General features: G+C 64.1%; 22 protein-coding genes and 1 pseudogene. 12 read left to right on the top strand and 11 right to left on the bottom strand.

Features of this window, described 5'->3' with window-relative positions; all coding sequences use genetic code 11:
• The 4 genes and pseudogenes from HMPREF1136_RS05605 to HMPREF1136_RS05590 form a co-directional block, all read right to left on the bottom strand.
• Positions 1–996, bottom strand: a pseudogene (locus HMPREF1136_RS05605) (hypothetical protein); the annotation flags it as partial.
• A gap of 36 nt (positions 997–1,032) precedes the next feature.
• Positions 1,033–1,515, bottom strand: coding sequence for a hypothetical protein (locus tag HMPREF1136_RS05600; RefSeq protein WP_009648327.1), 483 nt, complete (start codon positions 1,513–1,515; stop codon positions 1,033–1,035).
• Positions 1,516–1,567: 52 nt separating this feature from the next.
• Positions 1,568–2,128 (bottom strand): hypothetical protein, encoded by a 561-nt coding sequence (locus HMPREF1136_RS05595; RefSeq protein ID WP_009648363.1) that lies wholly within the window; start codon positions 2,126–2,128, stop codon positions 1,568–1,570.
• Positions 2,129–2,193: 65 nt separating this feature from the next.
• Positions 2,194–6,234: a type VII secretion protein EccC gene (locus HMPREF1136_RS05590; protein WP_009648366.1), complete on the bottom strand. Its 4,041-nt coding sequence runs from the start codon at positions 6,232–6,234 to the stop codon at positions 2,194–2,196.
• Between the two features lie 139 nt (positions 6,235–6,373).
• Between HMPREF1136_RS05590 and HMPREF1136_RS05585 the strand changes: the two genes are divergently transcribed.
• Both HMPREF1136_RS05585 and HMPREF1136_RS05580 read left to right on the top strand, forming a co-directional pair.
• Positions 6,374–7,795: a hypothetical protein gene (locus HMPREF1136_RS05585; RefSeq protein ID WP_034505067.1), complete on the top strand. Its 1,422-nt coding sequence runs from the start codon at positions 6,374–6,376 to the stop codon at positions 7,793–7,795.
• Positions 7,795–8,997 carry an RDD family protein gene (locus HMPREF1136_RS05580; protein ID WP_009648364.1) on the top strand — a complete coding sequence of 401 codons (1,203 nt, stop codon included), beginning with the start codon at positions 7,795–7,797 and terminating at the stop codon, positions 8,995–8,997. The genes HMPREF1136_RS05585 and HMPREF1136_RS05580 overlap by 1 nt, the downstream gene beginning before the upstream one ends.
• Positions 8,998–9,102: 105 nt before the next feature.
• Here HMPREF1136_RS05580 and HMPREF1136_RS05575 read toward each other — a convergent pair whose 3' ends face one another.
• Positions 9,103–9,387, bottom strand: a complete 285-nt coding sequence (locus tag HMPREF1136_RS05575; RefSeq protein WP_009648343.1) for a WXG100 family type VII secretion target — start codon at positions 9,385–9,387, stop codon at positions 9,103–9,105.
• A 22-nt stretch (positions 9,388–9,409) separates the two neighbouring features.
• On the bottom strand, positions 9,410–9,715 hold the full coding sequence (locus HMPREF1136_RS05570; RefSeq protein WP_009648333.1) for a WXG100 family type VII secretion target: 306 nt from the start codon (positions 9,713–9,715) through the stop codon (positions 9,410–9,412).
• A gap of 195 nt (positions 9,716–9,910) precedes the next feature.
• On the opposite strand from HMPREF1136_RS05570, the gene HMPREF1136_RS05565 reads away from it, so the two are divergent.
• The 6 genes from HMPREF1136_RS05565 to HMPREF1136_RS10295 all read left to right on the top strand — a co-directional run bounded on the left by HMPREF1136_RS05565 (position 9,911) and on the right by HMPREF1136_RS10295 (position 17,779).
• Positions 9,911–11,272, top strand: coding sequence for an EsaB/YukD family protein (locus HMPREF1136_RS05565; RefSeq protein ID WP_009648358.1), 1,362 nt, complete (start codon positions 9,911–9,913; stop codon positions 11,270–11,272).
• 3 nt (positions 11,273–11,275) lie between these two features.
• Entirely contained in the window at positions 11,276–12,727 is a 1,452-nt protein-coding gene (locus tag HMPREF1136_RS05560; protein ID WP_009648345.1) for a type VII secretion protein EccB, read from the top strand.
• A complete protein-coding gene (locus HMPREF1136_RS05555; RefSeq protein ID WP_232204185.1) occupies positions 12,727–14,160 on the top strand; it encodes a S8 family serine peptidase in 1,434 nt (477 codons plus the stop codon). Before HMPREF1136_RS05560 ends, HMPREF1136_RS05555 begins: the two co-directional genes overlap by 1 nt.
• A 159-nt stretch (positions 14,161–14,319) precedes the next feature.
• A complete protein-coding gene (locus HMPREF1136_RS05550) occupies positions 14,320–14,706 on the top strand; it encodes a YbaB/EbfC family nucleoid-associated protein (protein ID WP_009648348.1) in 387 nt (128 codons plus the stop codon).
• Between the two features lie 5 nt (positions 14,707–14,711).
• Positions 14,712–16,205, top strand: coding sequence for a hypothetical protein (locus tag HMPREF1136_RS10890; protein WP_009648360.1), 1,494 nt, complete (start codon positions 14,712–14,714; stop codon positions 16,203–16,205).
• Complete coding sequence (locus HMPREF1136_RS10295) at positions 16,202–17,779, top strand: hypothetical protein (RefSeq protein WP_009648342.1); 1,578 nt, start codon at positions 16,202–16,204, stop codon at positions 17,777–17,779. Before HMPREF1136_RS10890 ends, HMPREF1136_RS10295 begins: the two co-directional genes overlap by 4 nt.
• 118 nt (positions 17,780–17,897) lie before the next feature.
• Here the strand turns inward: HMPREF1136_RS10295 and HMPREF1136_RS05535 are convergent, their stop codons facing one another.
• A complete protein-coding gene (locus HMPREF1136_RS05535) occupies positions 17,898–18,575 on the bottom strand; it encodes a potassium channel family protein (RefSeq protein ID WP_009648349.1) in 678 nt (225 codons plus the stop codon).
• A gap of 80 nt (positions 18,576–18,655) precedes the next feature.
• Positions 18,656–20,218 carry a TrkH family potassium uptake protein gene (locus HMPREF1136_RS05530; protein ID WP_009648339.1) on the bottom strand — a complete coding sequence of 521 codons (1,563 nt, stop codon included), beginning with the start codon at positions 20,216–20,218 and terminating at the stop codon, positions 18,656–18,658.
• Between the two features lie 140 nt (positions 20,219–20,358).
• On the opposite strand from HMPREF1136_RS05530, the gene HMPREF1136_RS05525 reads away from it, so the two are divergent.
• The 3 genes from HMPREF1136_RS05525 (at position 20,359) to HMPREF1136_RS05520 (ending at position 21,493) form a co-directional block, all read left to right on the top strand.
• The gene (locus HMPREF1136_RS05525; RefSeq protein WP_009648329.1) at positions 20,359–20,577 is read left to right on the top strand and encodes a helix-turn-helix domain-containing protein; all 219 of its coding nucleotides are present in this window, start codon (positions 20,359–20,361) and stop codon (positions 20,575–20,577) included.
• 84 nt (positions 20,578–20,661) lie between these two features.
• Positions 20,662–20,760, top strand: a complete 99-nt coding sequence (locus HMPREF1136_RS10660) for a 30S ribosomal protein bS22 (RefSeq protein WP_003792170.1) — start codon at positions 20,662–20,664, stop codon at positions 20,758–20,760.
• A 64-nt stretch (positions 20,761–20,824) separates the two neighbouring features.
• Positions 20,825–21,493, top strand: coding sequence for a histidine phosphatase family protein (locus HMPREF1136_RS05520; protein WP_009648330.1), 669 nt, complete (start codon positions 20,825–20,827; stop codon positions 21,491–21,493).
• Positions 21,494–22,100: 607 nt separating this feature from the next.
• Here the strand turns inward: HMPREF1136_RS05520 and HMPREF1136_RS05515 are convergent.
• Together HMPREF1136_RS05515 and HMPREF1136_RS05510 are read right to left on the bottom strand one after the other, a co-directional pair.
• Positions 22,101–22,469: a phospholipase gene (locus HMPREF1136_RS05515; RefSeq protein WP_009648336.1), complete on the bottom strand. Its 369-nt coding sequence runs from the start codon at positions 22,467–22,469 to the stop codon at positions 22,101–22,103.
• A gap of 67 nt (positions 22,470–22,536) precedes the next feature.
• Entirely contained in the window at positions 22,537–23,442 is a 906-nt protein-coding gene (locus HMPREF1136_RS05510; RefSeq protein WP_009648350.1) for a ribokinase, read from the bottom strand.
• 110 nt (positions 23,443–23,552) lie between these two features.
• On the opposite strand from HMPREF1136_RS05510, the gene HMPREF1136_RS05505 reads away from it, so the two are divergent.
• A complete protein-coding gene (locus HMPREF1136_RS05505; RefSeq protein WP_442852133.1) occupies positions 23,553–25,037 on the top strand; it encodes an MFS transporter in 1,485 nt (494 codons plus the stop codon).
• 96 nt (positions 25,038–25,133) lie between these two features.
• On the opposite strand, the gene HMPREF1136_RS05500 is transcribed toward HMPREF1136_RS05505, so the two are convergent.
• The gene (locus HMPREF1136_RS05500) at positions 25,134–26,027 is read right to left on the bottom strand and encodes a 1,4-dihydroxy-2-naphthoate polyprenyltransferase (protein ID WP_009648355.1); all 894 of its coding nucleotides are present in this window, start codon (positions 26,025–26,027) and stop codon (positions 25,134–25,136) included.
• Between the last annotated feature and the right edge of the window lies 1 nt (position 26,028).

The raw sequence follows: 26,028 nt of genomic DNA, 5'->3' as shown, positions 1-26,028 counted from the left end.
CGACGAGGCGTCGGAGGCCGGTCCGCCGTTGAGGCGCCACAGGGGGTGATGCGCATCCGCCGCCGGGGCCGGCGTGTGACCGCCGATGACACCATTGCGGTAGGTCGTGCCGTTCACGCGCGTGTGCAGCAGGTCCGTGTCCATAAGGTCCTGCGGGTCCGTGATCGGATTCGTGCGCGACCCCGGCTCACCGTAAGCCGGCTCCTGGGTGGGCACAGCCCCCGAAGAAATAATGCGGTTGTGCGCCGCCGCCGCGTCCGCCTCACTCCACCACGGCTGATCAAAACCACCCGGATACTCGCCCGACGAACTGTCGCGCCCGGTCCCGCGACCATAACCGTCCGCAGCGGAACGGCTCCACGGCAACCCGGCTCCGTTACCGCCTGCGGTATTGGATCCAGGTCCTTCATTGAGGATGCCACGTTGTAGGTCTCTTTCGCTCAGCGCGGTCTCGTCTTTCATGTCCTTGTTGATAGAAGTCGTATGGGCGTTCAGCTCATCCAAGATGCGCTGGGCAGCAGCCTCACGTTGAGCATTAGCCTGAGCCTCCACCGCCTCAACGTATGCCTCCCCGCTCGTGAAACGCTGGCCCAGGCCGGTAAAGCCGCCGCCTGGTTCGGACTCGGGGATTACCACGAACCAGTCGTCACGCATCGCCGCAGTCTTCTCATCCAACAAATTTGGAGAGAGCGTCTCGGCCTCCGCCAACGCCGCCTGCATCACCTGTCGACCCGTGTCATACGCGTTGTAGCCGTTCTCGTAGCTGGCCTTATACGCCTGAATGCGGCTAATTGAGGAATCCACCCACGCGTTCATCGCGGTGGCCGCCTCGCCCGTGAACCCATGACCATCTCGAAAACTGGTCAAACGCGCGATAGCGTCGTCGAAGCCGTCGAGCGTCGTCTGGTGGTCTTTCTCCCAGGCATCCAGCCCCCGGTTGTTGCGCGCCGCGGCCATGAAGGTGAGCAAACGCAGGTAGTTCGGTGAGAATATCATCGTAATGGTCCTTTACAGAAAAGGTTCGTGAACGGGCTAGAAAGTCGTAGAATCGCTGTACGCCTCACCGTTTTCCGTTTCGGAAGGTGATCCACCACCCGTCTCCGCGCCGGAGGCGCCTTCCTGCGGCTTCACGTAGCCATTCTGAACCAGGTCATCCAGCAGGGCCTGCGCCTGTGGCGACCTGGCCACGTTGTCCAGGGCACTGGTCACCTGCGCCAGGGCCTGCTGGTTATCCCACTCGTTCTGCTTGACGCTCTCCGACGCCAGCTTCACGTTCGTCTCGAACACAGAGATCAGGTCGTTTTCCTTGGCGAGCAGGTCCGACACCGATGAAAACAAGGCTCCCGCGCTGCTACCCAGAGCGGAAGGACCCTCCTCGAATCCCCACGCGGCCGCGGTCTGAGCGGAACTGAGCGAGGCACTGGACAGCGACGAGGTCGTCATCGCGTCCATGGTCTCTTGCATATACGGATCCGCTTGCTGCTGCTTCGCGTCGTCATACGCTTGATCAACCATCAGGTTCTCCTTACGGGAAATTCTCGCAGAATAGTCGTCGCTGGCCGGCCGCTCAGTTGGCGACCTTGAAGCGGCGCACCAGCGGCTGAGGCGGCTGCTCGGGTCCGTCGATCTTCATGGTCCACACGTACGTGACGTTCTTGCCGCTGCCTTCCACGTCGACCGTCCACGAGGAGTAGTACTGGCAGTCCTGCTCCACGCACAGGTCGTACGTGTCCTGGCCCAGGCGCCAAAAGTCCGTGGCCGACATGAGGGGGTAGATTTTCTGTTCCTTGTCCACCCCAATCGTTCCCTCGGGATTGAGTGTGAACTGCTGATCCGCAATCGAGTAGGGATCGGTGCCCACCAGCTGGGTCCCCACCATGTTGTTCAGGGCCGCCGCCTTTGCGCCGATCGCTTTCTTCTCCTTGCCGGAGGCGGCGTTCTGCTGGTTGATGAGGTCCTGCTTGATGCCCTCCGGAATGTTCTGCATCGAGGAAATATCGGCGTTAGAGCCGGACGCATCCTTGCGATCCCCCTTCCAGGAGAAAACTGGAGAACACGCGGTCAGCGTTGTCGCGATGACGAGAAGCGACGCCACCGCCAGGGCGGGACGAGAAGCAATAGGGGGCATGAATATCTCCTACTTTCAGACTGGTCAATCATAGGCAACGAACGGCCTGGCATGTCAAGGCATTGTTAGAACGGTGGAGGCGTCCACGTCATCTGCGCGCCCACAACTCCCAGCTCGCGGTGCACGACCTGCGCGCGGCCGGGGATCGATCGCTTCGGTTTGACGCCGTTGATGACCGCGCCCTCGCGTGGGTTACCGGACAAGAGGATGCCCGTCACCGCGAGGTCGTTCATCATTTGCAGGACCTTCTCGTAGGTCGCGCGCGACGCGCCGCCCATGCGGCGCGTGATGATGACGTGCAGGCCGATGTCGCCCGCCTGCGGCAGCAGGTCCAACAGATCCATCAGCGGGTTACCCGACGATGTTGCCACCAGGTCATAATCGTCCACCAGGACCCACAGCTCGGGACCCGACCACCAGTTTCTGTTGCGAATCTGCTCCGGCGTCACATCCGAACCCGGCAGACGCGTGCGCATGAACTGCGCGACCTCACGCATCTGCTTCATCGCATCCTGATGATTCGTTACGTAGCGCAGCGTGTACTCTTCCGGGACCGCGCCCAACAGGGAACGGCGCATGTCGATCGCCATGATCTTTGCCTCGCGCGGCGTGTACAGGCGCGTGATCTCCGAAATGATCGAGCGAAGGAACGACGTCTTGCCCGTCTTCGCATCCCCGAAGAGATACAGGTGCGAGTCCGTGCGCGTGTTGAACAGGAGCGGCCCCAGGCGTGATTCCTCCAGACCCAGGATCATGTCGCCGCCGCCGCGCGGCAGGATATGCTGCTTAGGCAGCTGAGACAGGATGTCCTCGAGCGTAATCTGCTCGGGCAGCAGGCGCAGCTTTGGCCCCTCGCCAGCTACCAGGTGCTCACGAATCTTGTTGACCGTGTAGGCCACGCCCTGCGACACGGTTGTCGGATCCGGCTCCTCATCGGCGCGCGGCAGGCCAATCATCATCTCGTGTCCCGCCATGTCGATACCACGACCGGGGCGTCCCTTCGGGATACGCGCAGCTCCCTGACGGTTGATGATCGACTCCTTCGGATTCGCCGTGTGCAGTTCTAACCGAGAACCGAAAATATCCTGCGCGTCCGCGCGGATATCCATCCATCGGTTCGCAGCGATGATGAGGTGAACACCCAGCGATAGGCCGCGGCTCATCATCGTCGTCACATGGCGGTCCAGGCTATCGAACTCGGAGCGCAGCGCGCCCCAGCCGTCGATCACCAGGAACACGTCGCCGTAGCCGTCGTCGTAGCGGCCCGCGGCACGCCCACGCCGGTAGGTATCCATCGAATCGATGCCACGCTGGCGGAAGTAACGCTCGCGATCATCCAGGATCGCCGCAAGCTCGGCGAGCATACGCGTGCGCACCTCCTCGGTGTCGCGCGTCGCGATGCCCGCCACGTGCGGGGCACCCGCAAAGCCTGCGAAGGTGCCGCCGCCGAAGTCCATCACGTAGAACTGGACCTCCTGGGGCGTGTAGGTCAGTGACAGGGCCTGCACGATCGTGCGCAGTGCCGTTGACTTGCCCGTCTGCGGTCCGCCGACCAGCGCGAAGTTACCGCCCGCCCCCGACAGGTCCAGGACCAGGGTCTCGCGGCGCTGCTCAAGCGGCAGGTCGACCGTGCCCAGGGGGACACGCAGTGTGCCCGCCTCGCGCCACGCGCGCGATACGTAGCCGAACTCGGGGTCGGGCCCCAAGTCCGGCATGAGGGTCGCGAAGGTATCCGGAGTTTCCAAGGGCGGCAGCCACACCTGGTGGGCCGGGTACCCCTTGCCCTTCATCTTCGCCACGGCAATGTCCATCTCGGACATGTCGTCCCAGACCTCGTCGCCCGCCAGGACCACTTCCTGGTTCTGGTCGACTTCCTCCGTGTCGCCGCGGTCCTCGCGTGTGATGACGGGCGCGGCCGTGAACGGCAGGATCTCGATGGGAGCGCTCGGAGCGCCAGCCGTCGAGGCCTCGGCCAGGGAAGCGAGCGTGCGCGGCGGCGGGGGAGCGGCCACGTAGGACGCGCGGAAACGAACGAGGCCGTCCCCGCCCGCTTTCAGGAAGCCCGAACCGGGCAGCGGGGGCAGCTTCGCGGCGTCCGTGATGCCCAGAACCTCGCGCGAATCGCCCTCCGTGAAAGTTTTGAGCGCGATGCGGTAGGACAGGTGCGACTCCAGGCCGCGCGCCTTGCCCAAGTCCATTTTCTGCGAGGCCAGCAGCAAGTGCACCGACAGGGAACGGCCCAGACGACCGATCATGATGAAGACCTCGCCGAACTCCGGCTTGGCCATGAGCATTTCCGTGAACTCGTCCAGGACGATGAACAGGGCGGGCAGCGGCGGATACCCGTGTTTGCCTGCCAGGCGGTCCGCCTCGTAATCGGACACGTTCGCGTAGTTACCCGCCATGCGCAGCATTTCCTGGCGGCGCACCATCTCGCCCTGGAGGGCGTCCTGCATACGGTCGACGAGGGTGAGCTCCGACTCCAGGTTCGAAATCATGGCCGACACGTGCGGCAGATCCGCCATACCCGCGAAAGTCGCGCCACCCTTAAAGTCGACGAGAACCAGGTTCAGCTGCTCCGGAGAGTGGGTGAGGGCCAGGGCCAGCACGAGGGTGCGCAACACCTCGGACTTACCCGAACCGGTCGCGCCGATCAGCAAGCCGTGCGGACCCATACCCTGCTGGGCGGATTCCTTAATATCCAGGACCACGGGCTTACCCTCCGGTGTCACCGCGAAGGGGGCGGCGAGGCGCGCACGCCCCTCGCGGCGGACCCACTGCTTCTCCGGGTCGAAGTCGCGGATGTCGCCGATGCCCACCAGCTCCATGAGGTCCTTCTGGCGCGACACATCCGAGCGGCCCACGGGTTCCTCGGTGTCCTCCAGACTCTGCTGCGACGTAAAGGGCGTCATGCGCCGGGCGATAGCCTCCGCCTGAATCGCCGTCAAGCGGTCGGCGCGGGCCGTCTCGGGAAGCGAATCCATCGTCACCACGTCGACGACGTTCCCGCCGTCATGTTCTTGCCCGGGGCGGACGACGAGGCGCAGGGCCGTGTGCGATGTCATCGGCGTCCACTCGCGGACCCGGCTCATGATGGTCACGCCGCGAACCCCGGCCGCCGAGCCGAAGGGTGAGGAAGACGGGAATTCAGCGCCGTCACACACGAGAAGGAGGTGGGGCCACTCAGCGATGTCCTCGCCTCGGCGGTACGCTCCGCGCATCGCGATGTCCGGACCGATCATTTCGGCCAGTTCGGTTGAATCCGTCGAAATCATGCGACCGGGACCAACCGCGTCGGCGACGACCGATGAACGGGCGTGCGGCATCCACTTGACCCACTCCCAGTCGCCCAGCCGATCCGCGGAACACAGGACCGCGATCTTGAGCTTTGACGGCTCGATGAAGCACGCCAGATGCATCATAATGGCGCGCATCTCGTCGTAGGCGTTCTCGCCCGCGCCGATGACCGCGATATGGCTGTAATCGCCTAAGTACAAGAACTTGCCGACGTTATCCGTGTGGTCGTGGACAGCCACAAAACGCTCCAGCGCAGCCAGGCACACGACGTCCAACTCCGTCAGCGGATCGATGGGAGGACGTTTCAACACCAACCCGAGGGGCTGCGTGCCACTTCCATAACGGAACGCCAACACGTTGACGGTGCTGCCCTCACGCGACCACAGGCGCGATCCATTCGATGCCAGCGTCACCAGCGCGTCGGGGGAGGGATACACCCAGCTGTAGTAGGCGCGCTGCTTCTTCGCGACCTTACGTACGGACTCGCGAGTCTCCGCCAGGTACGACAGGTACTCGTGGCGCTGATTCTTGACGGTGTTGCGATGCTGATTAAGCTGGCGAAAGATGTTAAAGCCGACCATGCCCAGCATGGCGACGAGCATGCCGCCGCCCATCATCATGGAGCGCGTCCCGCCGTTCTGCACCGCCATGAACACCATGACGCCCGTCGAACCCAGCATGGGGATGATCATCATGAGGACGTTGCCCACGGATGCAGGCTCTGCCTTCTCCGGCGGCATCTGCAGGTCAAGGACGCCGGAGGGATGCTCCGGAATCTTGGCAGTGCGCCAATTTTTGCGTGTCACCATCAACTCTCCTCGCGCCGCGCGCGTCAGTGTTCGATACGGCTGCTGCCAGTCTAGCCGAGCACCCTCACAATTTTGAACCTTCGGTTAGCGTTGGTGCACTACACTGGGCACTGCTGTGTTCTCAACGATCGGAGGTTTCATGAGCACCACCATGGTGTCCGTGACCGTCATTGACTCCGATGGTGCCTCCGATATCGCTGCCCCCGCGGGGACCACCGTCGCCGGGCTGTGCGCGATGCTCGCCATCGACTTGACGGAACCTTCCGTGCGCCTCTCCTACGCCGACGGGCGCCCCCTCAGCGGCGGCGCTGTCCTCGGACGTGACCTCGCCGCCGGATCCGTGATCGCGCTGTCCAGCCGCGTCCTGTCCGCGCAGCAGGTGAACGAGGCCTCGGCGCGCCAGGAGAATCAGTGGCTCTCCCCGGTCCTGGCCCTGGTCGGCTTCAGTTTCCTGCTCCTCGCGGCTGCTAGCGCCCTGTGCCTGCTGCCTACGCTGGGCGACGCCGCCCTCCGGGAACTCACCTACGCGGAGGACGGACCCGCCTGGGCTCGCGCGGCCTCGTCCATCCCGGTGTGGGCACGCGGCCTGTGCGCGCTCGTCTGCATGATCGGTGCCACCACCCCGCTGTTTTGCTCACGCCGTGTGCGAAGCCACCCCATCATGCTCCTCCTCCTGCCCGCACTGGTCGGCTACTCGATGATCGGCCTCGTCCCACTGGCTGGTATTCATGCGCTGTCCGTCGCCCCCGTCGTTGGCGTCTGGAGTGCGCTCATCGTCACCCTCGCCGTCGCTTCTCTCACGGGAGCCCCCTCCGCGCTCAGCGCGATCATCGCGTGGGGCGCGGCGACCCTGCTCGTCACGATCCACGCCTACCCGCTTTTCGCCCTCATCGACATCGCGCCCCTTGCTGTCATGATCGGCGTCCTCCTGTTCCTCATGTCCCCACGCCTGGCGCTGCGCGTGCCCGACAATCAGCTCATCGACTCCGCCAGCCTCCAGACCATCGCCTCGCGCATTCGTCAGCCCCCCGCGTCAGCCCCCAGCACCCTGACCGGCGAGCGCATCGCCACCGTTCTGAGTTACACCAGCGCCCGCAACACCGTGCTGCTCGTCGCTGCCTCCCTCTTCGTCCTCGTCGGGGGCATCCCCCTGGCCCACACGGTCACCCCCGCGATGAGCATGGGCCGAGGGCTGCCCGGTTTCATTCTCGTCATCGTGGCCATCACTGCCCTGCTGACGGTTCCGCGCGCCACCCGCAGCCACGCCGGACGCATCCTCCCCCGACTCTGCGCGGCCAGCCTCGCGTGCGCCTTCCTTTTTGGCGCGTGGGTCCAATCCTGGAGCGGCCCTGTCGGCCTGTATCCCATGGTCCCCGTTGCGATCCTGGTCCTCGTCGGCGTTGCGATAGCCGCTTGGGCGAACCTGTATGTGTCCAAGGGGTACGCCGCCCTCGTCGGCACCATCCTCGATGCCGTCCAAAACTTCAGTATCTTCACACTTCCCCCCGCGGCAGTCGTGGCCTCGGGACTATTCGCGTTCGCTTGGAGGGCGGTCCTGTAATGCCAGACACCACAACGACTCGGTTCGCCCCCGCTCCCGCCTCACGCCTCATCGGTGCCTACATCATTGACCTGCTCATCCTCGGCACACTCATGGGAGCCACCTGGTTCGTGTACTTCACGCCCCTGACGATCACTCTCATCAGCGCCGAGGCAGTGGTTGCTTCCGCTATCATGCTCGGTGCGAGCGGGCGTACCCCCGGCATGGCTGCCATGCGCGTCTGTCTCATCCGCGACAGCGACGATGCGCAGACGCCCTCCCTCGGTGCGGCGGCGGGCTACACCGCGCTCACCGCGCTGCTCCAGGTGACGCTTATCGGACCCCTCGCCGCCCTGACCATGGTCCGCGACGGGCGGACCTGGCTCACCGGCCCGACCGGTACTCGCCTGGTCGATCTGCGCGCGCATGCGGCGCTTGCGCTCACTCACTCTGATCAGGCCAGCGAGAGCCTCGAACGCGCCCGTTCCGCCCACGCCTCCAGCGGCTTTGAAAGCGTCCAGTCCAGCCCGCCCGGTGAACTCCCGGAGCCGACCGCTCCTCTTCCGACGCCCCCCGAGGTGTCGCTCCCCGTAGCGCCCCTGCCGTCCCCTCCCGAGGTTTCGCACTCCGCTGCGCCCTCCTTCACTTCGGTCGGCCCAGCTATTCCTCCACCCATGACGGCTCCCAGGCCTCACCTGGCCCCGTTGCCTTCGGCGATGCCCAGCCGCGCACCTGCACCGCCGCCGAATCCCGCGCTGCGGAACACGGGACTCCCGGATCCCACGGCTGTCGGTGCAGCCCCGCCCACGCGAGCGCGTTCTGGTGGCCTCCCGAATCCCACGGCTGTCAGCGCAGTCCCTCGTCCCCCCGCACCGGCCTCGTCGAGTCCCGTGCTGTGGATCATCTTCGACTCCGGCCAGTGCGAACTGATCGACGCGCCCCTGGCGATCGGGCGCTCTCCCGCATCCGACGACGGCTCGCGCGCTGTCCACGTCCCCGACACGACCCTGTCCCTCTCGCGCACGCACCTGCGCCTGGGACCCACCGCCAACGGCGCGTGGCTCGAGGACCTGTTTTCCGCGAACGGGACGCAGATCCGCACCCCCGACGGGCGCATCACCACGCTGGCTGGTGGCAAGGCCGTCGAAGTGCCTGTGGGCACCGAAATCATCCTGGGCGAGCGGCGCGCCACCATCGTCCACGCCGACGCAGACAACATGTGAGGCCCAAGCCCCAACTCATACAACACTCCCCGGAAGAAGGAACTGAATGTCAGCCCAACTTCCGGGGAGTAAGTCACCGGGCGCGCGGCGCCGGCGTGTTAGAAATCAGAAACGGTTGGCGTTGGCCTGGTCCGTCTGCTGATAGTTGGAGTTCGCAGTATCGACAGCGTTGGAAGTCCTATCGAGGACGTCCTTCAGACCGTCCAGACCCTCGTTCCACTTCACCTGAGCGGCATCGTAGGCTTCCTGCGCTGCGCCTTCCCAGCTTGCACGCAGCCGGTTCAGTGTGGACTCAAGGTCATCGATGCAGCTCTGCAGGTTCGACGAACCGCTCCTGATGTCTGCTGCAGCCGCGTCAAGTGCGCTGTAATTTACCTGCTGATCGGCCATGTCTATCTCCTACCTTCCTCAATCACATTCCGGCGAGGATCGCCGAGATCGAACTCTGCGCGTCGGACTCGGTGTGCGCCATCGACGCGTCGGTGCCCCTCAGGTTGTCAGCGAGGTCCTGGAGCGCGTTGTTGAGCTTGTCAGCGTTCTCGTGCCACTGAGTCATCAGCTGCTGGAACTGTGCGGCTGCATCGCCCTTCCAGTTATCGCCGATGGTCGACAAGTCACCCTCAAGGCGGGCGATGTGGCCATCGATGTCAGCCTTGATAGATTCGACCTTGTCGTATCCCTCCTTGAGGGCGCCGTCATCAAGCCTCTGGTCTGCCATGTGAACCTCCATTTGTTCAAGCGGGTTCTCGTGCGGGTGCACGAGAGTATGAGAATAAATGAATACTAACCGCGTTTTGACTGAAAATGTTAGTGTTCTTCAAAAATTAGGACAGAGTCTGACCGGAAAGATAGACTCATGTGGGTTATGGTACTGAGCCGCTGAGCCTGTCAAATGTCGCCGGGAGGAACTGCTATGGCAACGAAAACATTTCGTGGAGTGGCGTTAATTCCGCTGACGATTACCTACGGTATGGAGCGTCGCGACGTCACAGTTCCACAGTCTGTTCCCCTCGTGGAACTGCTGCCGGGGTTGGTTGACGTGATCGGTGCCCGTGCAGATACGGGCACAAATGACGGCTTCGCAGTCCGAACCGCATCGGGGCGTCCACTCGACCAGTCGGCATCCCTGTCTGCTCAGGGTGTCCGCGCCGGTGCCTCGCTCCTGCTCGAACCCCTTGGTGAAGGCGTGGCCGACATGGTCTACGACGACCTCACGGAAGCAGTCGGGCAGGTAGTTGAGCAGGTGTCCACCCCTTGGACCTCAAGCGACGCGCGGACGCTTGCATGCCTGTCTGCGGCGGCTCTTGTATTTGTCGCCGCGATCCTGCTGGCGACGACACCCCCGGACGCCATCGCCGCCCTGCAGCCCGGGCGTGTTGCCCTCCTCAACTACATCAACGGCGCAATCGGCGTGGTGTCCGCGCTGCTCGTCATGGGCACCTCCGCCGTGGTTACGCGCAAGAACCCGGGGCCGAGCGGCATCGCCCTGGCACACACGGTGCCCGTCCTGACTGCCGCCGCCGCCCTGCGCTTCACACAGACCCAGTGGGACGGTGCCGGATGGATCGCGATCGGCGTCGGCATTCTCGTTGGATCGGTCGCGGCCCTGACCTTGCCGGGGCGCTACCGTATCTCGGTCGCTGCGCCCCTCGTGGTCGGATCAGTTGTCACCGCGACGGGTCTGCTGGTTCGCTTCGGTAACCTGCCCCAGGTCGGCGTGTCCGCGCTCCTCTTCGCCCTGATCGTCGTCCTCCTCCAGCTGGCACCGTGGGTGGCGTTGGCCCACATCCCGGTGCGCATCCTGGACGCGAAGACAACCGAACAGATCCCGGCCCAAGGAATCATGGACCAGGTCAGCACTTCCTTTGTCTTCGTCGTATCCCTGCGCGTCGGCGGCGCGCTCGCCGCGATCTTCCTGACGGTCTCGATGATGACGGCCACGGGGACGAAGTCCATCGTCCTCCCCCTCATCCTCATCCTTCTGGGATCAGTGTCCCTGGTCCTTCAGACTCGCTCGATCCGCGCCCGCGTCGAGGTGCTCATCGGTGCCCTCACGGGCCTGATCACGATCCTCATAGCAGCGGTCCTGGCCACCCGTGCGGACGCGACGATCCTGTCGTGGATCACAGTCATCGCGGTCGGTACCGCCCTGGTCCTGGTCATCACAAACGTCGTGGGGCCTCGTGCGCGCCCCCACATGACACGCCTCGCGGACACCCTATCGGTCCTGTCGCTCTTCGTCCTCATTCCCCTGGCCGTCTACCTCTGGGGCTGACTCATGCCATCAAGCAAAGACATCCTCGAAGCGCAGCGCTTTAACCGCGTTCGCCTGATCACCGCCTTCACCTCGGGAACCCCAGGCGGTCGTGAAGTCGACACGCCCTCGCCCGTGCGTCCGCTCCTGTTCGGCGCAGTCGTCGCCGTCATCATGTGCGTCGTTGGTGTCGGTATTCGCTTTTTCAACCCCAATCCCGACCTGACTGCGTCCAACTACGTGCTCGTCGACGTCACATCCACGGGATCCCGCTACTTTTGGGCCAACGGCGTCCTGCACCCGATCTCGAACGTGACGACGGCCAGGCTCCTCGCGCAAGAATCCGGCCTGACGGTCATCTCAGCCAGTGCCTCGTCCCTGATGAATCTTCCGCGCGGTGCCCAAATCGGCCTGGCACAGGTCCCCGACGACGTGCCGGCTACCGCGCAGCTGGCGACCACGTGGCTCTCGTGCGACCTCGACGACACCTACCACACGTGGGTCGCCCAGTCCCTTCCCGCCGACAGCTTTCCGCTGCAAAACGTCACGTCCGCGCTGGTCAGCCCCGATCACGGCACCACCACCTACTACGTGGACGCGACCACCCACAAGAAATACCTCATCGACGAAACCGACAGCCGCCTCGGCGACTGGGCGCTCTCCTTCCAAAACCGGATCGGATACCCCGTCGAAGTCGAACCGCAGTGGGCCGAACTCTTTCCCTCGGGCACGCCCCTCAAGCCGTGGAGCTACTACGACATCCCCGGCCACGGGCAGCCGGCGACTGACCTGCCCGGTCCTCTCAAAAACGAGAACCTGACGGTCGGAACCGTCATCCAACAGATGAACTCCAGCGGAGAGGTCCTCAACTCTTACCTGGTTATCTCCTCCTCCCAACTCGCAGTCTTCAACTCCACGGCCTCGCGCCTCTACCAGGACGCGCCGCCCACCAAGTCCTTCTCGACGGACATGTTCAAGGACGTCACACCCGTCCACGCCGACTTCATCGGCGAGGACTGGCCTCCCTACGAGAACTTCGCGAACGTCGAATGGGCCGACCCGAAGGCGGATGCGCAGATCCGCACCTCGCTGTGCGCGCGCATGTCCACCGTCGACCGCGCCTCCCCGACAATCACGCTCGGCGTCATGCCCAAGCAACGCGCCGTCCAGGCAGCCTATGACGCCGAGTCAGTGTCCTCCCCGTCCGGCCCCACCACGACGCGCGCCGCGACCGTTGCGGGCGGCTCCGGGGCGCTCGTCGCCATCACGTCCGGCGGCGGACAGGCGGCGGCCTACGCCTTCGTGTCCGACATGGGCTACATCCACTCACTCGGGACAGTGCCAAGCGCATCCATCAACGCCCTGGGCTGGGCTCAGTCCGATGCCGTCGTCATCCCCGAGGCTTGGGCGCTCCTCATCCCGAGCGGCACAGACATGACCCCCCAGGCCGCCGCCGAGTCCGTCGGGCTGTCGTGATGAGCACGCGTTCCCGTTCCCGGAGGATGCGCCGGTGCCTCGCCGGTGGAGTCCTCGCAGCGGGCCTGGCCCTGGCTCCCGTCGTTACTCCGGTGGCCTTCTCCACGGACGAGGCCGGGGCGGGCATAGCGCTGGCACCCTCAGTCGCGCACGCGGACCCGTCGCCGACGCCAAGCGTGCGCCCCACGCCAAGCGGTCCTCCCACGGATACCCCGTCGCCTGCACCGACGGCGACGTCGGCGGACCAGACCTGCCCGGAGAACTCGCCCATCTATATCAAGGCACCCCCTGAGATCCTCGATCAGGTCGGCGTGCGCCGCGCATGGGACATCTCGCGCGGTTCGGGCGTGACCGTCGCTGTTGTCGACTCAGGGGTCGCCGCCGATAACGAACATTTCAACTTCGGTGATCCTACCGTCGTGCTGCCCGGAACTGATCTGAGCGGCGAAGGGACCGACGGTCGCGTCGACAAGGGCGAACACGGCACGGCCATCGCCGGCGCGATAGCCGCCCGTGAACTGCCCTCCGCGAAGGGGTCCGGCCTGGTCGGCGTGGCCCCCGAATCCCTCATCTTGCCCGTGCGCGTCGAGACGGGCCTTGATCCAGCCCCCGGGGCACATCAGCGACAGGGTGAGGAAAGCTCCGTGCAGCGCCTGGCGCGCGGAATCCGGTGGGCTGCCGACAACGGTGCCCAGATCATCGTCGTCGCCCAGTCCACCCCCGAAGACGACCCGGACCTGCGAGCTGCCGTCGAGTCGGTACGCGGACGCTCGCTGATCGTTGCATCAACCGGCAACACGTACCAGGAACAGACCACCGGTCAGGTCGTCTACCCTGCGGCATACGACGGGGTTCTCGGCGTGACAGCAACGAATGCCGACGGCTCTGCTTCAGACGAGCAGGTGCACGGCTCGCACGTGTCTCTAGCCGTGCCCGCATCCGTCATCCACACGACCTGGTTCGACCAAGCAGATTGCCTGGTCGGCGGGTATACGGGGACGACACCACAGCCCTCGTCCTCCTACGCGGCCGCGTACGCGGGTGGCTTCGCAGCCCTCGTCGCCTCCCGGTACCCCGATGAGGGCCCCGACATGTGGAAGTACCGCCTGGAGGTGACCGCTCTGCGAGGTGCCGCCGACACGCGTACCGACGAACTCGGATGGGGGATCGCAGCCCCGTACGACGCGCTCACTTTCGATGACATCGGCACGAGGTTTGGCCCCGCCCATCCCGACACCGCAGCCCATCCGCTGCCTCGGCGTGCCGCCGACACCTCAGTGAACCTATTCAATCGCGACAATAACCTCACGATCCGCGCCTCCATCGTGTCGGGGATCGTCGTCCTCAGCGCGGCCTCAATGGGAGGACTTATCATCCTGTCCCACCTGCGCAGACATCCCGCGCGGAGGGAATCCGACTCTGACGACCTCTGAGGAATGCGGAGAAGCGCGCGTGAACCCGGCACTCGCCGCGCATCCTCATCGGACCAATTGTGAACGAGTCGATAAGTCCTGTTATCCGCACGAACGACATACTTATCGCGAAATGGGAAGGGGCATACGCGAGGGCGTCGAGTTGGCTAGGATGACCATATGGTAAATGTGATGGGGCAGACGCCCGAAGACGCAATGCGAATCCTCCAGGAACGAATCGACGAGGCCCAGCGTCAAGCTCAGGGTGCGCGTGACTTCGTAGAAGCCTTGCAGAAGGCTCGCATCACGGGTCATGATTCGCGCAGCGAGATCGAGGTCGAGGTTAATTCCGACGGTCGCATGGTGAACATCGAGATCGATGAGCAAGCGCTCGAAGGGTCAGCCAGCGACCTTGAGCAGGCAATTATGGAAGCCTATGCTGATGCGGGCAACAACATGCGCGAATTCGTGCGTCAGCGAGCCACAGAATGCTACGGCGATAAGGTTGGTCTCATGCGTGGTTACCTTGATAACCTCGACGCCACCCTCGGTTCGTTGGGGCGCTGATCGACATGGCCAGTGCCGACCTCAAAGTAGATACCAGCCGTATCCGTTCTCATTCAACGGAGATCAGCAGCTCCGCATCAACGGTTGACGAGAGTGTGTCCGTTGCGGACACCACCAAGGGTCAAGTGACCGGCGGTGCCTTCGGTTTCCTGTGCTCCTTCTTCGAGGCCCCCGTCAACAAACAGATTGACAATTTGCGTGAGATGATCAGCGACCTCGCTGGCGCTGAGCATCGTTTGGTTACCTGTCTCCAGCAGTGGGCATACGAGATGGACCAGACCGAAAGCACCAATAAGAGCGAGCTGAGTGCTATCGATCCGGAAGGCAATGCACCGGGTCCCGGAGGCTATGGCTCCGGCGGATCCGATTCTGGTGGTTATTCCCCCGGTGGTGGATCCGGGACTGGCGGTGGATCCGGGACTGGCGGAGGTGGATCCGGGACTGGCGGAGGTGGGTCCGGGACTGGCGGAGGTGGGTCCGGGACTGGCGGCTCGGCACCGAGTGTTGATCCGTCGAAGGCTCCGGCAACAGAGCCGAACGATGCCGACAAGCCCACGGATGATGACAAGTCCAAGGGAGAACACAAGGTACCTGAGACCGAACTCAACGACGACGATAAGTCTAAGGGTAAGGACAAGGGCGACGACAAGTCCAAGGGTAGCGATAAATCCGAGGATGATGACAAGTCTAAGGGCGATGATAAATCCGAGGATGATGACAAGTCCAAGGGCGACGATAAGTCTAAGGACGATGACAAATCTAAGAGCGACGATAAGTCCAAGGATGACGGTAAATCAGAGGATGATGACAAGTCCAAGGACGATGATAAGCGCGGTGACAAGGGGAGCGACGGCAAGGACGGTTCCGACGGCAAGGATGGATCGGATGGTTCCGACGGCAAGGACGGGGTCGGCAGCCTAGGCAGCATCCTTGGCGGCGGAGACAAGATGATTGTCGACGATGATCAGCTTCAGGCATTCCTCGACAAGCAGCGCAACGAGGAGAACGCTGATCTTGCGACGTTCTACGAACGGCAGAAAGCTGATCAGGTCGAAGCGCTCGAGCGCTATGCCGAACTACATCTCGACCAAGATATAACCGATATCAAAGCCCTGATCGAAACGAATCAGCAGGAACAGCAAGATGCAATGAGTGACTTCCTGACGCGACAGCGTGCAGACGAAGAAGCTCAGATTCGACAGTTCGTTCGGGAACATCCGCAAGCGACGACCCGAGAGTTTGACACCTTCATGGCCGAGCAACGCACAACTCAGGAGACAAGTTACCGGTCCTTTGTCAATGATCAGCAGAAGGCTCAGACAATGAGGATCGACGAATTCACGAAGACACAGTCCGATTCTGCCGCGGAAGACGTTCGTTCCCTCTTTGAGAAACAGGATAGCAACAGCGACAAGGACATCGAGACATTCCTTACTCGACAGCGTCAAGATGAGGAGCGTTCCCTGCGACGCTTCGTGTTTGAAGGAGTAGAGAAATGACGGCGCAGTCGCCAGTGCATACCTCCAGCCGGAGTAACTCAACCGCAACAGAAGGACTCGGGGTTGTCGATGACATCTATCGCAATGCCGTCGACATTTCCAACGGCGATTTTGCTTCGGTCCAAGCAATGATTGATAATGCTCGTTCCGGAATGATGTGCCTGGCGGCAGACCCTGTCGATTTCTTTGGACAGATGGCAGTCAGCTTCATCCTCGAGCACGTGGACCCGCTCAACAATATGCTCAACGACTTCACAGGTGATTCCGCCGAGGTCTTTGGCATGAGTGATAGTTGGCAGTCCATCGCAGACTCGCTGGCATCGGTCGCTGACGAGATCGACACCACCTCAAGTAGTGCGATGTCTGACATGGCTGGTCAAGCCGTAGATGCCTACCTTCATCGGCAGGAAGTGGTCTCCTCCGCTATGCGCGCGGTGAGCGAGAATGCCTCTTCTTTCAGCACCACACTCAATGATGCAGCAAACATCGTCGATGCGATTCACGATATCGTTCGCGATGCGATTGCCGACGTAGTCGCGACGTGCATCAGCGGCGTATTTTGGTCCTGCGTGACCGCCGGTGTTGCTAGTCCCGTAGAGGGGGCGAAGGTCAGTGGTAAGGTTACGAGCTGGGTGGTGACGATTGCACAGATCGGACAGGCATTGGTCCAGCTGCTGCAGTCCATCCAGCGTGTGTTTGATAATCTGGACTCGATTCAGACTGGACTGACTAACGAGGTCAAGGTCATCGGCGCGAATTGCACGATGCCTGCGGGTGGCTGCTGCGGCGCGACTGCCTCCACCGCCGATCTCTCGTCGCCCCTAACCGGTAACAGTGGTATGACCAGCAACGGTCAGACTGGTGGCACCAACGTGTACGCAAACAATGGCGGAACCGCCGTCGGTGGAGACAATAATGGCGTCATCAATAACGGTGGCACCATCAACAATGACAACTCAACGACAACCGTCGATGTTGACGTCAACCCGACATTCACCCATCAGGGCGATGGTTCCAGCGACTCGAAGACCGACGACAAGAGCGGTTCGCAGCACGGCCACAGCGACACCAAGCCTGATAAGAGCGGTTCGCAGCACGGCCACAGCGACACCAAGCCTGATAAGAGCGGTTCGCAGCACGGCCATAGTGACGCCAAACCTGATAAGAGCGGTTCGCAGCACGGCCATAGTGACGCCAAACCTGATAAGAGCGGTTCACAACACGGCCACAGCGACGCCAAACCTGATAAGAGCGGTTCACAGCACGGCCACAACGACGCCAAACCCGACAAGAATGAACAAGGACACTCTGGAAACGGCACCGGCCATCAAGAGAAGACGAATCCGGGGCATTCGAGCACTTCGGGCAACCAGGGGAACAAGACGAATCCAGTGACTACGGGCACCTCGGGGACGACACATAAACGTACTGAGCCTCCGATTCCTCAGCCTCCGAAGCCTGAGCCTCCGATTCCTCAGCCTCCGAAGGCTACACCGAATACTCACCCCTCGAACCCCGGTGGTTTTGGCGGTAGCCGACCTCACATCAGGACTCGCAAGATCAAGGGCAAGTAGGACGATCTGCCAGGAACTGGGGCTGGGCGCTCTCGCTCGGCCCAGCCCCGGCCTCGTTCCAGAACGGCGCGAGCATCCCCGCACACGGCTACGTGCGGGGGTGCTCGCCTCAGCGCAACTACGGGCGGTTCGCGAAGTACTCGAGCAGGCGAGAGTCGCCCGAAACGATGATCTCGTCGTCGGAGTTGATGCGCGTCGACGAATTCGCGTACTCGAAACGCTGCTTGGGGTGGCGAATCGCCAGGACGTTGACGCCGTAGCGGCCGCGCAGGTCAAGCTCCTCCAGCGAAAAGCCGTGCACCTCCGTGGGCGGGCGCAGTTTCATGATGGAAAAGCCGTCCTTCTCCATCTCGATGTAGTCGACCATGCGGCCGCCCACCAGGTGCGCCGTGCGCTTGCCCGCATCCAGGTCGGGGTAGACCACGTGGTGGGCACCCACGCGGCGCAGGATACGCCCGTGCTGGGAGGACGTCGCCTTCACCCATATCGACGAGATTCCCATGTCGACCAGGTTCGCGGTGATCAGTACGGCCGCCTCCAAGGAGGAACCCACGCCGACGACGGCGCTGCGGAACTCGCGTGCGCCCAGCTGCTCCAGCGCTTCCTTGGACGTCGCGTCGGCTTCGACCAGGGGGAAACGGCCCGCGAAGGCCTGCACGCGCGAGGGGTTCTTTTCGACCGCGAGGATCTCGTACCCCAGCTGGTCCTGCGTCACCGCGACGGCTGAGCCAAAACGGCCCAATCCGATGACCAGCGTGCCTGACTGAAGGTCCTTTGAGTCACGTTCTTCTGCCATGACTCTATTCTTCCCTCCCCGTCCCGCGCACGCGAACGGTACCCAGCCACGGCCTCGTCGTGGAAATCACCACTGCGCTGTCAACCGATGATCGGCTGCTCCTCGGGCATACGGATCACGCGGGAACGCTCACGCAACGCGAGTGCCGCTGCCACCGTCATCGAGCCCGTGCGGCCCGCGAACATGAGGGCGATAAGGACATACTTCGCGGCCACCGGCAGGTTAGGCGTGATACCCGTAGACAGGCCCACGGTGGCGAATGCGGACACGGTCTCGAACAGGATGATGTCCAACGAGTGATCCGTCATGGTCAGCAGCGCGACGACGGAGATGGCGACCAGGGCCAGGCCGAGCAAGGACACGGCGACCGCCAGGCGCACGGTCGACGTAGGGATACGCCGGCCGAAGGTCTCGATGTCGCGGTCACCTCGTGCCTCGGCGATGACGGCCAGAACCAGCACCGCGAACGTCGTTACCTTCACGCCGCCCGCCGTGGACGCGGAGCCGCCGCCGATCATCATCAGGATGTCCTGCACAAAGTGCGTCTGCGAACGCATCGAACCCACGTTGAGCGCCGAAATACCCGAGGACCGCGAATTGACGCCCGCGAGCATCGCGTTGAGGATCTTCGAGGGAGTGTCCACGGCCCCCAGTGTCGCCGGATTGTGCCACTCCGTCAGCGCCAGGGCGAGAGCGCCGATGAACGCCAGGATCAGATAGGTCGACAGCGTCAGCTTCGTATGCAGGCGCCAGCGGCGCGGAGTCCACATGTTTTTCGCGACGTCCATGATGACGGGGAAACCGATAGCGCCCACAGTCGTCCCCAAGATGATGGGGACCAGCATCCACCAGTCGGTGACGTGCGGTTCGAGGCCGCCGGGAAGAATCACGAAGCCCGCGTTGTTGAACACGGAGATTGCCATGAACACGGCGTCCCACACGGCGTGCGCGGGGTCGATACCCATGGTGAGGAAACGGGGCAGGAACATGATTGCCAGGAACGCCTGCATGCTCAGCGAGGTCGCGATGACGGCCTTGAGCAGCGTGGAAATCTGGCCCATCGCTCCCGTCCCGGTCTCCTGGGTGGCGAGCATGCGCTGGGTGAGTCCCAGGTGTCGGGACACCGCGATGCTGAGGATCGACGCCAGCGTCATGACGCCCAGGCCGCCGACGACGATGCCCGCCGCGATGACAGCCTGCCCGAAGGGGGACCAATACGAGGCCGTGTCCACCGTCGTGAGACCTGTCACGCACACAGCTGATACGGCGGTAAAGAGCACGTCGACGAAGGGAACTGACTCGTCAGAGGCGGAAGCGATGGGCAACATGAGCAGCACGGTGATAACCCCGATGATGAGGGCGAACGTGCTGAGGGCCAGCCTGGCAGGGGAGTAGCGGGCCTGCCGGGACAGCCACGCGCGCACACGCTGAGCGTAGGACGTGGGCACCTGGGGATGTGGGCCGCGGGGTCCTCCCGGCACCTGGCGGACGACAGGGGAGGGCTGTGGAGTCAAGGCTTCCGCTGAAATGGCGTGGGACGAGGCCGTGGCTCGCCCGCGCATCAGGGACCGTGTAGCACCGGGATTAGTGCGCAGCCGAGGGGGCTGAGGTCGAGGCGTGCGTCCCTTGCGTGCCGCTCCCATCGAACCTCCTTAACGACTCTGCAACAAAAGTGGATAAAGTTGCAGTTTTCATGTGGATGGGCAGTAGTATATTTCGTGAGGCTACGTAAGCGATGAACGAACGGGTTTAACGCGCCTCGCGAGCACACTGGGAGTCATTAATGGAACAGCAGTCGGCGCCGCGCTTTATGACCGTCACGGAAGTGGCGGACATCATGCGCGTCTCTAAGATGACTGTGTACCGATTGATTCACAGCGGTGAAATGCCCGCGATTCGCGTCGGAAAGAGCTTCCGAGTCCCGGAGGCCGCGGTCGCCCAGATGATCCAGGCCGGTATGTCGGATCACTCCGGTGGCCAGGCTCGCGTCATTGGCGGGTAGTATAGGCACGATGTGCTCGTTCCGGGCACCCATCATCAACCAGCGGTAGTACCTCTGCCGCCCACACTACGAGGGAGGAACCCCATGGGCTCCGTCATCAAGAAGCGCCGCAAGCGCATGGCGAAGAAGAAGCACCGCAAGCTCCTGCGCAAGACGCGTCACCAGCGTCGCAACAAGAAGTGAGCGAGCGGAGGCCCGGCCTGTTGGCCGGGCCTCACGTGTATCCGGGGCCCTATACTTGGGCGTTATGGACCGCACCATCATTCACGTCATGCGCCACGGAGAAGTGGAGAATCCCAACGGTGTTTTGTACGGGCGTCTGCCTGGTTTCGGTCTGACGGAGCTGGGGCATCAGATGGCGGCGCGCGCCGCGCAGTATCTGGTGGATTCGGGTGCGGATATCGCTCGCGTCATCTCGTCGCCGCTGCTGCGCGCCCAGCTGACGGCCGCGCCAACCGCCGCCGCCTACGGCCTGAGCATTGCCTCCGATCCTCGCCTCATCGAGTCGGACAACGTCTTCGAAGGTCTGCCCGTGAACTCCAATCGCGCGATGCTGGCTAACCCGAAGTATTACAAGTACTACTGCAACCCGCTGCGCCCCTCGTGGGGCGAACCCTACCGTGACGTCGCCTCCCGGATGAGCGCGGCCCTCTCCTCGGCCCTGCGCGAAGCACGCGGCCGCGAGGCCCTGGTCGTCTCCCACCAAAACCCTATCGTCACGCTCACCCGATTCATCAACGGCCAGCCGCTGGCCCACTCGCCCAAGTCGCGTCACTGCTCCCTGGCGTCCATCACGTCCTTCATCTTTTCGGGCGCGACGCTCGTGGGCACCTCCTACGCGGAACCCGCAGCAGACCTCGTCGCCCTCGCCAAGGACATGACCCCCGGAGACTCCGCCGCCGACCTGCGACGCTGACGCGCAGTGCCGCAGTGTCTGTGAGCGGCGCGCAGGCATGCAAGACGGGCGGCCCCATGCGGGACCGCCCGTTGCTGTTCCGCGCGTAAACCCCCTGTTCCGCATGTTAACCCGCTGTTCCGCATGTGGGCGGTGTTGCCCAGGCTCGGAATAGCGGGTTCACGTACGGATGAGGAGGCCCAGGCTTGGAATAGCGGGTTCGCGTGTGATGTAGCGGGTCTGGTGTACGGCTGTGCCCCCTGTTCCGCGCGTAGACCCTCTGTTCCGCATGTTAACCCGCTGTTCCGCATGTGGGCGGTGTTGCCCAGGCTCGGAATAGCGGGTCCACGTGCGGATGAGGAGGCCCGGGTTCGGAATAGCGGGTTCGCGTGTGATGTAGCGGGTCTGGTGTACGGCTGTGCCCCCTGTTCCGCACGTAAACCCCCTGTTCCGCATGTTAACCCGCTGTTCCGCACGTGGGCGGGGTTGCCCAGGCTCGGAATAGCGGGTTCACGTGCGGATGAGGAGGCCCGCGTGCGTATCAAGGGGAGTCAGGTGCATGGTGCGGGGTGGCGTGTCGCGCCAACACGACGCGTCCCATACGCCTTACTGCATGTGAGGTCGAGTCTTAGGAAGCCTCGTTCTCCGTGCCGTCGCCGTCCTTGCCCTGCTCGCGTTTGCGGCGTTCCTCCTCGTGGCGCTTACGCTGAATGTCGCGTTCGAGGCGGAACAGGAACTCGGGATCGTCGTCCGGAGCGGTGGGACGCTGAGGGGCCTTGGGCGCACGTGTCTGCTTCTTTTCCGCGCGGGATACCCATCGCAGCGCCAGCCACACGATCGGGCCAATCGCGGCGATCGTCGCTGTGAAGAGGATGATGAGCAGCCAGATCGCCTTGGGGAGCTTGCCGGGCATCTCGTCTTCGGGCGTGCGATGCCAGTCCGCAGCCGCGTAAATGGTGAGCGCGATCATCGCGACGAAGAAGAGGATTCTGACCATGCCCCTAGTCTAGGGGCGTGCGCTGGCCCACGCCGCCCCGTTCACTCCCGGGGCAATCCGCCTCCGCTCAGTCGCGCGTGACCGTCGGCAGCGCCCCGTAGGAGGACGCAGCTCCCGGCGACAGGATCGCTGTGGCTCCCGCCCGCATGCCGTCCGACACGGCATCGACGAAGGGCTTGCCGAGCGCCAGGGCCGCCGCCAGCGCACCCACGCACGCGTCGCCCGCGCCCGTGGTGTCCACGGCCTCGCCGAGGTTGACAGCGGGACAGTGACCCACCTCGGTGCCCGACGCCCACGCCGCCCCCTGCGCCCCCAGCGTGACGACGACGTGGCGCGGCCCCATGCCGCGTAGCGCGCGTGCCACCCCAATCGCCTCTGTCGGCGTCGCGGGAGCGGGCAGGCCCAGGGTCAGCCCGGCCTCGGTCTCGTTGACGACAAGGATGTCGATGTGCGACATCGCTGCCGGATCCGTGTCGCGCGCGGGTGCAAGGTTGAGCAGGACGCGCGCGCCGAAGGAGTGCGCCCACGCGAGGACCTCGGTGTTCGTGTGGGAGGGGACCTCGGCCTGCAGGACCACGATGTCGGAGGGGGCCGGGAATAACGAGGCCTTGGCGGGTTCGATTGTCACCGCGCGGTTCGCGCCCGCGTCCACGATGATCGTGTTCTCGCCGGAGGTCGCGACAGTGATGAGCGCTGTTCCCGTGGGCCCGTCGACCTCGCGCACGTGCGTGACGTCCACGCCGTGGGCAGCCAGGTCAGCGCGCAGGCGCTGGCCCGACAAGTCCGTGCCGACTGCGCCGACGAAGAGCGTCTCTGCTCCTGAGTGCGCGGCAGCCGCCGCCTGATTTGCTCCCTTTCCGCCCAGGCCGTAGGTGAGGGAGGAACCCGACAAGGTCTCGCCGGGGGAGGGGAAACGGTCAACGGTGACCGTAATGTCTTGGTTAATGGAACCGACAACAATGACGCGTGCCATGACATCTCCTATGTGACGGATGCTCTATTGTGCCACGTCACAGTCGGTATTTAAAAGCACCTCGGGGCAATTTCGGCATTATTTCAACGATTAAGTGATGCTTAAGTCGTATGCCAGTTTCCTGCGATACTACTAAAGTGACGCTTTATGGTGAACTATCCGCCGTGCGCAATTTCCGATACCTCGTTTCGACACGCCCGGCAGCCCCATCCTGCCGCGTCACCACCATCCCCTCCCAGGTGATCCGGGAAGGGGCCACGGCCTCGTCCCCCACGCGCACCACCACACCCGACGCGGTCGGGATGGACCACCCCGCGCGCGTCCTCCTGCCCCTCCTCGGCATCTACGCGCTCGGCACCGTCTCCCTCCAAGGCTTCAACCTGGTCTACCTGCGAGTCGCCGCCGATATCGGTGCCGGCGACTCCTCCGGCCTCATCACCGCGATTCCCGGCATCGTCCTGGGCGTCGCCTGCTTCCTGTACGGCACCCTCGGCGACTTCGTCCCGCTGCGCCGCATCGTCGACGTCGGCGTCGCACTCATCGTCGCCGGATCGCTGCTCGGCTTTGCCTTCTCCTCCTCCCTGACCGGCATCATCATCGCCCGCGCGCTCCAGACCCTGGGCTACCAGGCCTCCGCCTCCGCCTACATGATCCTGGCCACCGGCATCGCCGACCCCAAACGCCGCAGCCTCTACGTCGGCCTCATGTGCGCCGCCTTCCAAGGCGGAACCGCCATCGGCATGCTGTCGGGCGGCCTCCTCGCCGACATCAACTGGGCGATCCTACTGCTCATCCCCCTCGGCGGCCTCGCCGTCCTGCCCATCATGGGACGCCGCGTGCCCGCCCGCGCCCACACCGGACGCGTCGACGTCGTCGGCCTCGCCATCTTCTCCTCCCTGGCTCTCCTCCTCACCCTGGCGGCCTCCAACCCCCGCTGGTGGCTCATCGGTGGGCTCATCCTCGGCGGCGTTATCTTCTGGCGCTACATCGGCCGCGCCCGCGCCCCCTTCATCACCCGCTCCTTCTTCACCAACGTGCCCTGGGCGCGCTCCGTCAGCCTCATCGTCATCATCTACTGCATGAACTTCACGGTCGCCCCCCTCATGAACGGCATCGGCGCCGCCCACTACGGACTCACCCCCGCGCAGGTCTCCGTGCGCCTCCTGCCCGCCTACTGCGTCGCCCTGACCGCCGCCATGAGTTCCGGGGCCGTCATGGCCCGCATCGGGCGCGGCGCCACCGTGCGCGGCTGCGTCAGCCTCATCCTGTCCGGAACCGCGCTGCTCGCCCTCTTCATGAGTTCCGGCCCGTGGGTCATCACCGCCGCCATGTGCCTCATCTACGCCGGCTTCGGCGCACTCTTCACCCCCATCTACGACACCGTCTTCGCCACCGTCGCCCCCGGCCAGAACGGCCGCGCCGTCGCCATGAACGACCTGGCCATGCAGGGCAGCGCCGCCATCGGCATCGGCGTGTTCACCCCCTGGCTGGCCTCCGGCTCCTTCGAATCCATCGCCGTCGTTTGCGTCGGAGCCGCAGCCATCGGCATCCTCGGCGACTGGGCACACGAGGCCCTCTACCGCAGGGGACGCTGAGCCGCGTCGGCCCCCGCGTGGCTACCCCGGCCTCGTGAAAGTGTTTAGCGTAGCCGCGCCGGTCCGCGTCAACGCGCCCCGGCCTCGTCTTTCCCTCTAGGACAGAACCAGCGCCAACCCGGCGAGAACCGCCCACGCCAGCGTGAAGAAGCCCGTGTTGCGCAACACGACGATGAGCGCCCGGCCCGACGCGCCGGTCAGCACCGGCAGGCTCACCCCGACCGCCGGGGCCGCCGTGCCCACGCCCAGCGCGCACGTCGCCAGCGGATGCATGCCCAGGGCAACGCCGAGCGCCACGATCATTCCCACCGGCACCCACGCGCAGGCCGCGAACACCCAGCGCGACGCCCGGTCACCCAGGCGCACGGCGGCCGTCATCTTGCCTGACTCGCGATCCGTCGGAATATCACGAATGTTATTCGCCATGAGCAGCGCCACCGACAGCAAACCCAGCGCCGACGCACACATCCACAGCCACCACGGGGCCACCTGCACCTGTGTCCAAGCCGTGCCCACGCACGCGAGCAGGCCGAAGAACACGAAGACCATCAGCTCGGACAGGCCAATGCCCATGTAGGCGTACGGGTGCTTGCCGCCCGTGTAGAACCACGCGGCCACGACAGCCGCCGCGCCCGCCACGATCAGCCACCACGTGCCCGACAGAGCCACCAGTGCAAGGCCCGCAACGCCGGCCAGCGCGAAGCAGCCCAGCGCCGCAGCCAGCACCGTCTTCGGCGTAGCGAGGCCGCCACCCGTCAGACGCGCCGGACCCTTACGATTGTCATCCGTGCCGCGAATCCCATCCGAATAATCATTCGCGTAATTGACACCCACCTGCAGTGCCAACGCCACCACGAGCGCCAAGGAAGCCCGCACCGCGTCAAACCCGCCCAGATGATGCGCGGCCGCCGACCCGACAATCACGGGTGCAGCGGCAGCGGGCAGGGTGCGCAGGCGAGCGCCTTCAATCCAATCCGTCACGGTAGCCATA

This window comes from Actinomyces sp. ICM47 (assembly GCF_000278725.1).
Lineage (GTDB): Bacteria > Actinomycetota > Actinomycetes > Actinomycetales > Actinomycetaceae > Pauljensenia.
The sequence above is the reverse complement of the archived record's forward strand: the minus strand, read 5'-3'. Positions and strand labels throughout refer to the sequence as shown.

Bases quoted from the DNA above. Each gene is read 5' to 3' on its own strand.
- HMPREF1136_RS05590 (WP_009648366.1), bottom strand. From the start codon at position 6,234: ATGGTGACACGCAAAAATTGGCGCACTGCCAAGATTCCGGAGCATCCC.
- HMPREF1136_RS05585 (WP_034505067.1), top strand. From the start codon at position 6,374: ATGAGCACCACCATGGTGTCCGTGACCGTCATTGACTCCGATGGTGCC.
- HMPREF1136_RS05510 (WP_009648350.1), bottom strand. From the start codon at position 23,442: ATGGCACGCGTCATTGTTGTCGGTTCCATTAACCAAGACATTACGGTC.
- HMPREF1136_RS05575 (WP_009648343.1), bottom strand. From the start codon at position 9,387: ATGGCCGATCAGCAGGTAAATTACAGCGCACTTGACGCGGCTGCAGCA.
- HMPREF1136_RS05570 (WP_009648333.1), bottom strand. From the start codon at position 9,715: ATGGCAGACCAGAGGCTTGATGACGGCGCCCTCAAGGAGGGATACGAC.
- HMPREF1136_RS05500 (WP_009648355.1), bottom strand. From the start codon at position 26,027: ATGGCTACCGTGACGGATTGGATTGAAGGCGCTCGCCTGCGCACCCTG.
- HMPREF1136_RS10660 (WP_003792170.1), top strand. From the start codon at position 20,662: ATGGGCTCCGTCATCAAGAAGCGCCGCAAGCGCATGGCGAAGAAGAAG.
- HMPREF1136_RS05555 (WP_232204185.1), top strand. From the start codon at position 12,727: ATGAGCACGCGTTCCCGTTCCCGGAGGATGCGCCGGTGCCTCGCCGGT.
- HMPREF1136_RS05600 (WP_009648327.1), bottom strand. From the start codon at position 1,515: ATGGTTGATCAAGCGTATGACGACGCGAAGCAGCAGCAAGCGGATCCG.
- HMPREF1136_RS05560 (WP_009648345.1), top strand. From the start codon at position 11,276: ATGCCATCAAGCAAAGACATCCTCGAAGCGCAGCGCTTTAACCGCGTT.
- HMPREF1136_RS10295 (WP_009648342.1), top strand. From the start codon at position 16,202: ATGACGGCGCAGTCGCCAGTGCATACCTCCAGCCGGAGTAACTCAACC.
- HMPREF1136_RS05505 (WP_442852133.1), top strand. From the start codon at position 23,553: ATGCCAGTTTCCTGCGATACTACTAAAGTGACGCTTTATGGTGAACTA.
- HMPREF1136_RS05565 (WP_009648358.1), top strand. From the start codon at position 9,911: ATGGCAACGAAAACATTTCGTGGAGTGGCGTTAATTCCGCTGACGATT.
- HMPREF1136_RS05515 (WP_009648336.1), bottom strand. From the start codon at position 22,469: ATGGTCAGAATCCTCTTCTTCGTCGCGATGATCGCGCTCACCATTTAC.
- HMPREF1136_RS05530 (WP_009648339.1), bottom strand. From the start codon at position 20,218: ATGGGAGCGGCACGCAAGGGACGCACGCCTCGACCTCAGCCCCCTCGG.
- HMPREF1136_RS05525 (WP_009648329.1), top strand. From the start codon at position 20,359: ATGGAACAGCAGTCGGCGCCGCGCTTTATGACCGTCACGGAAGTGGCG.
- HMPREF1136_RS05535 (WP_009648349.1), bottom strand. From the start codon at position 18,575: ATGGCAGAAGAACGTGACTCAAAGGACCTTCAGTCAGGCACGCTGGTC.
- HMPREF1136_RS05520 (WP_009648330.1), top strand. From the start codon at position 20,825: ATGGACCGCACCATCATTCACGTCATGCGCCACGGAGAAGTGGAGAAT.
- HMPREF1136_RS10890 (WP_009648360.1), top strand. From the start codon at position 14,712: ATGGCCAGTGCCGACCTCAAAGTAGATACCAGCCGTATCCGTTCTCAT.
- HMPREF1136_RS05550 (WP_009648348.1), top strand. From the start codon at position 14,320: ATGGTAAATGTGATGGGGCAGACGCCCGAAGACGCAATGCGAATCCTC.
- HMPREF1136_RS05595 (WP_009648363.1), bottom strand. From the start codon at position 2,128: ATGCCCCCTATTGCTTCTCGTCCCGCCCTGGCGGTGGCGTCGCTTCTC.
- HMPREF1136_RS05580 (WP_009648364.1), top strand. From the start codon at position 7,795: ATGCCAGACACCACAACGACTCGGTTCGCCCCCGCTCCCGCCTCACGC.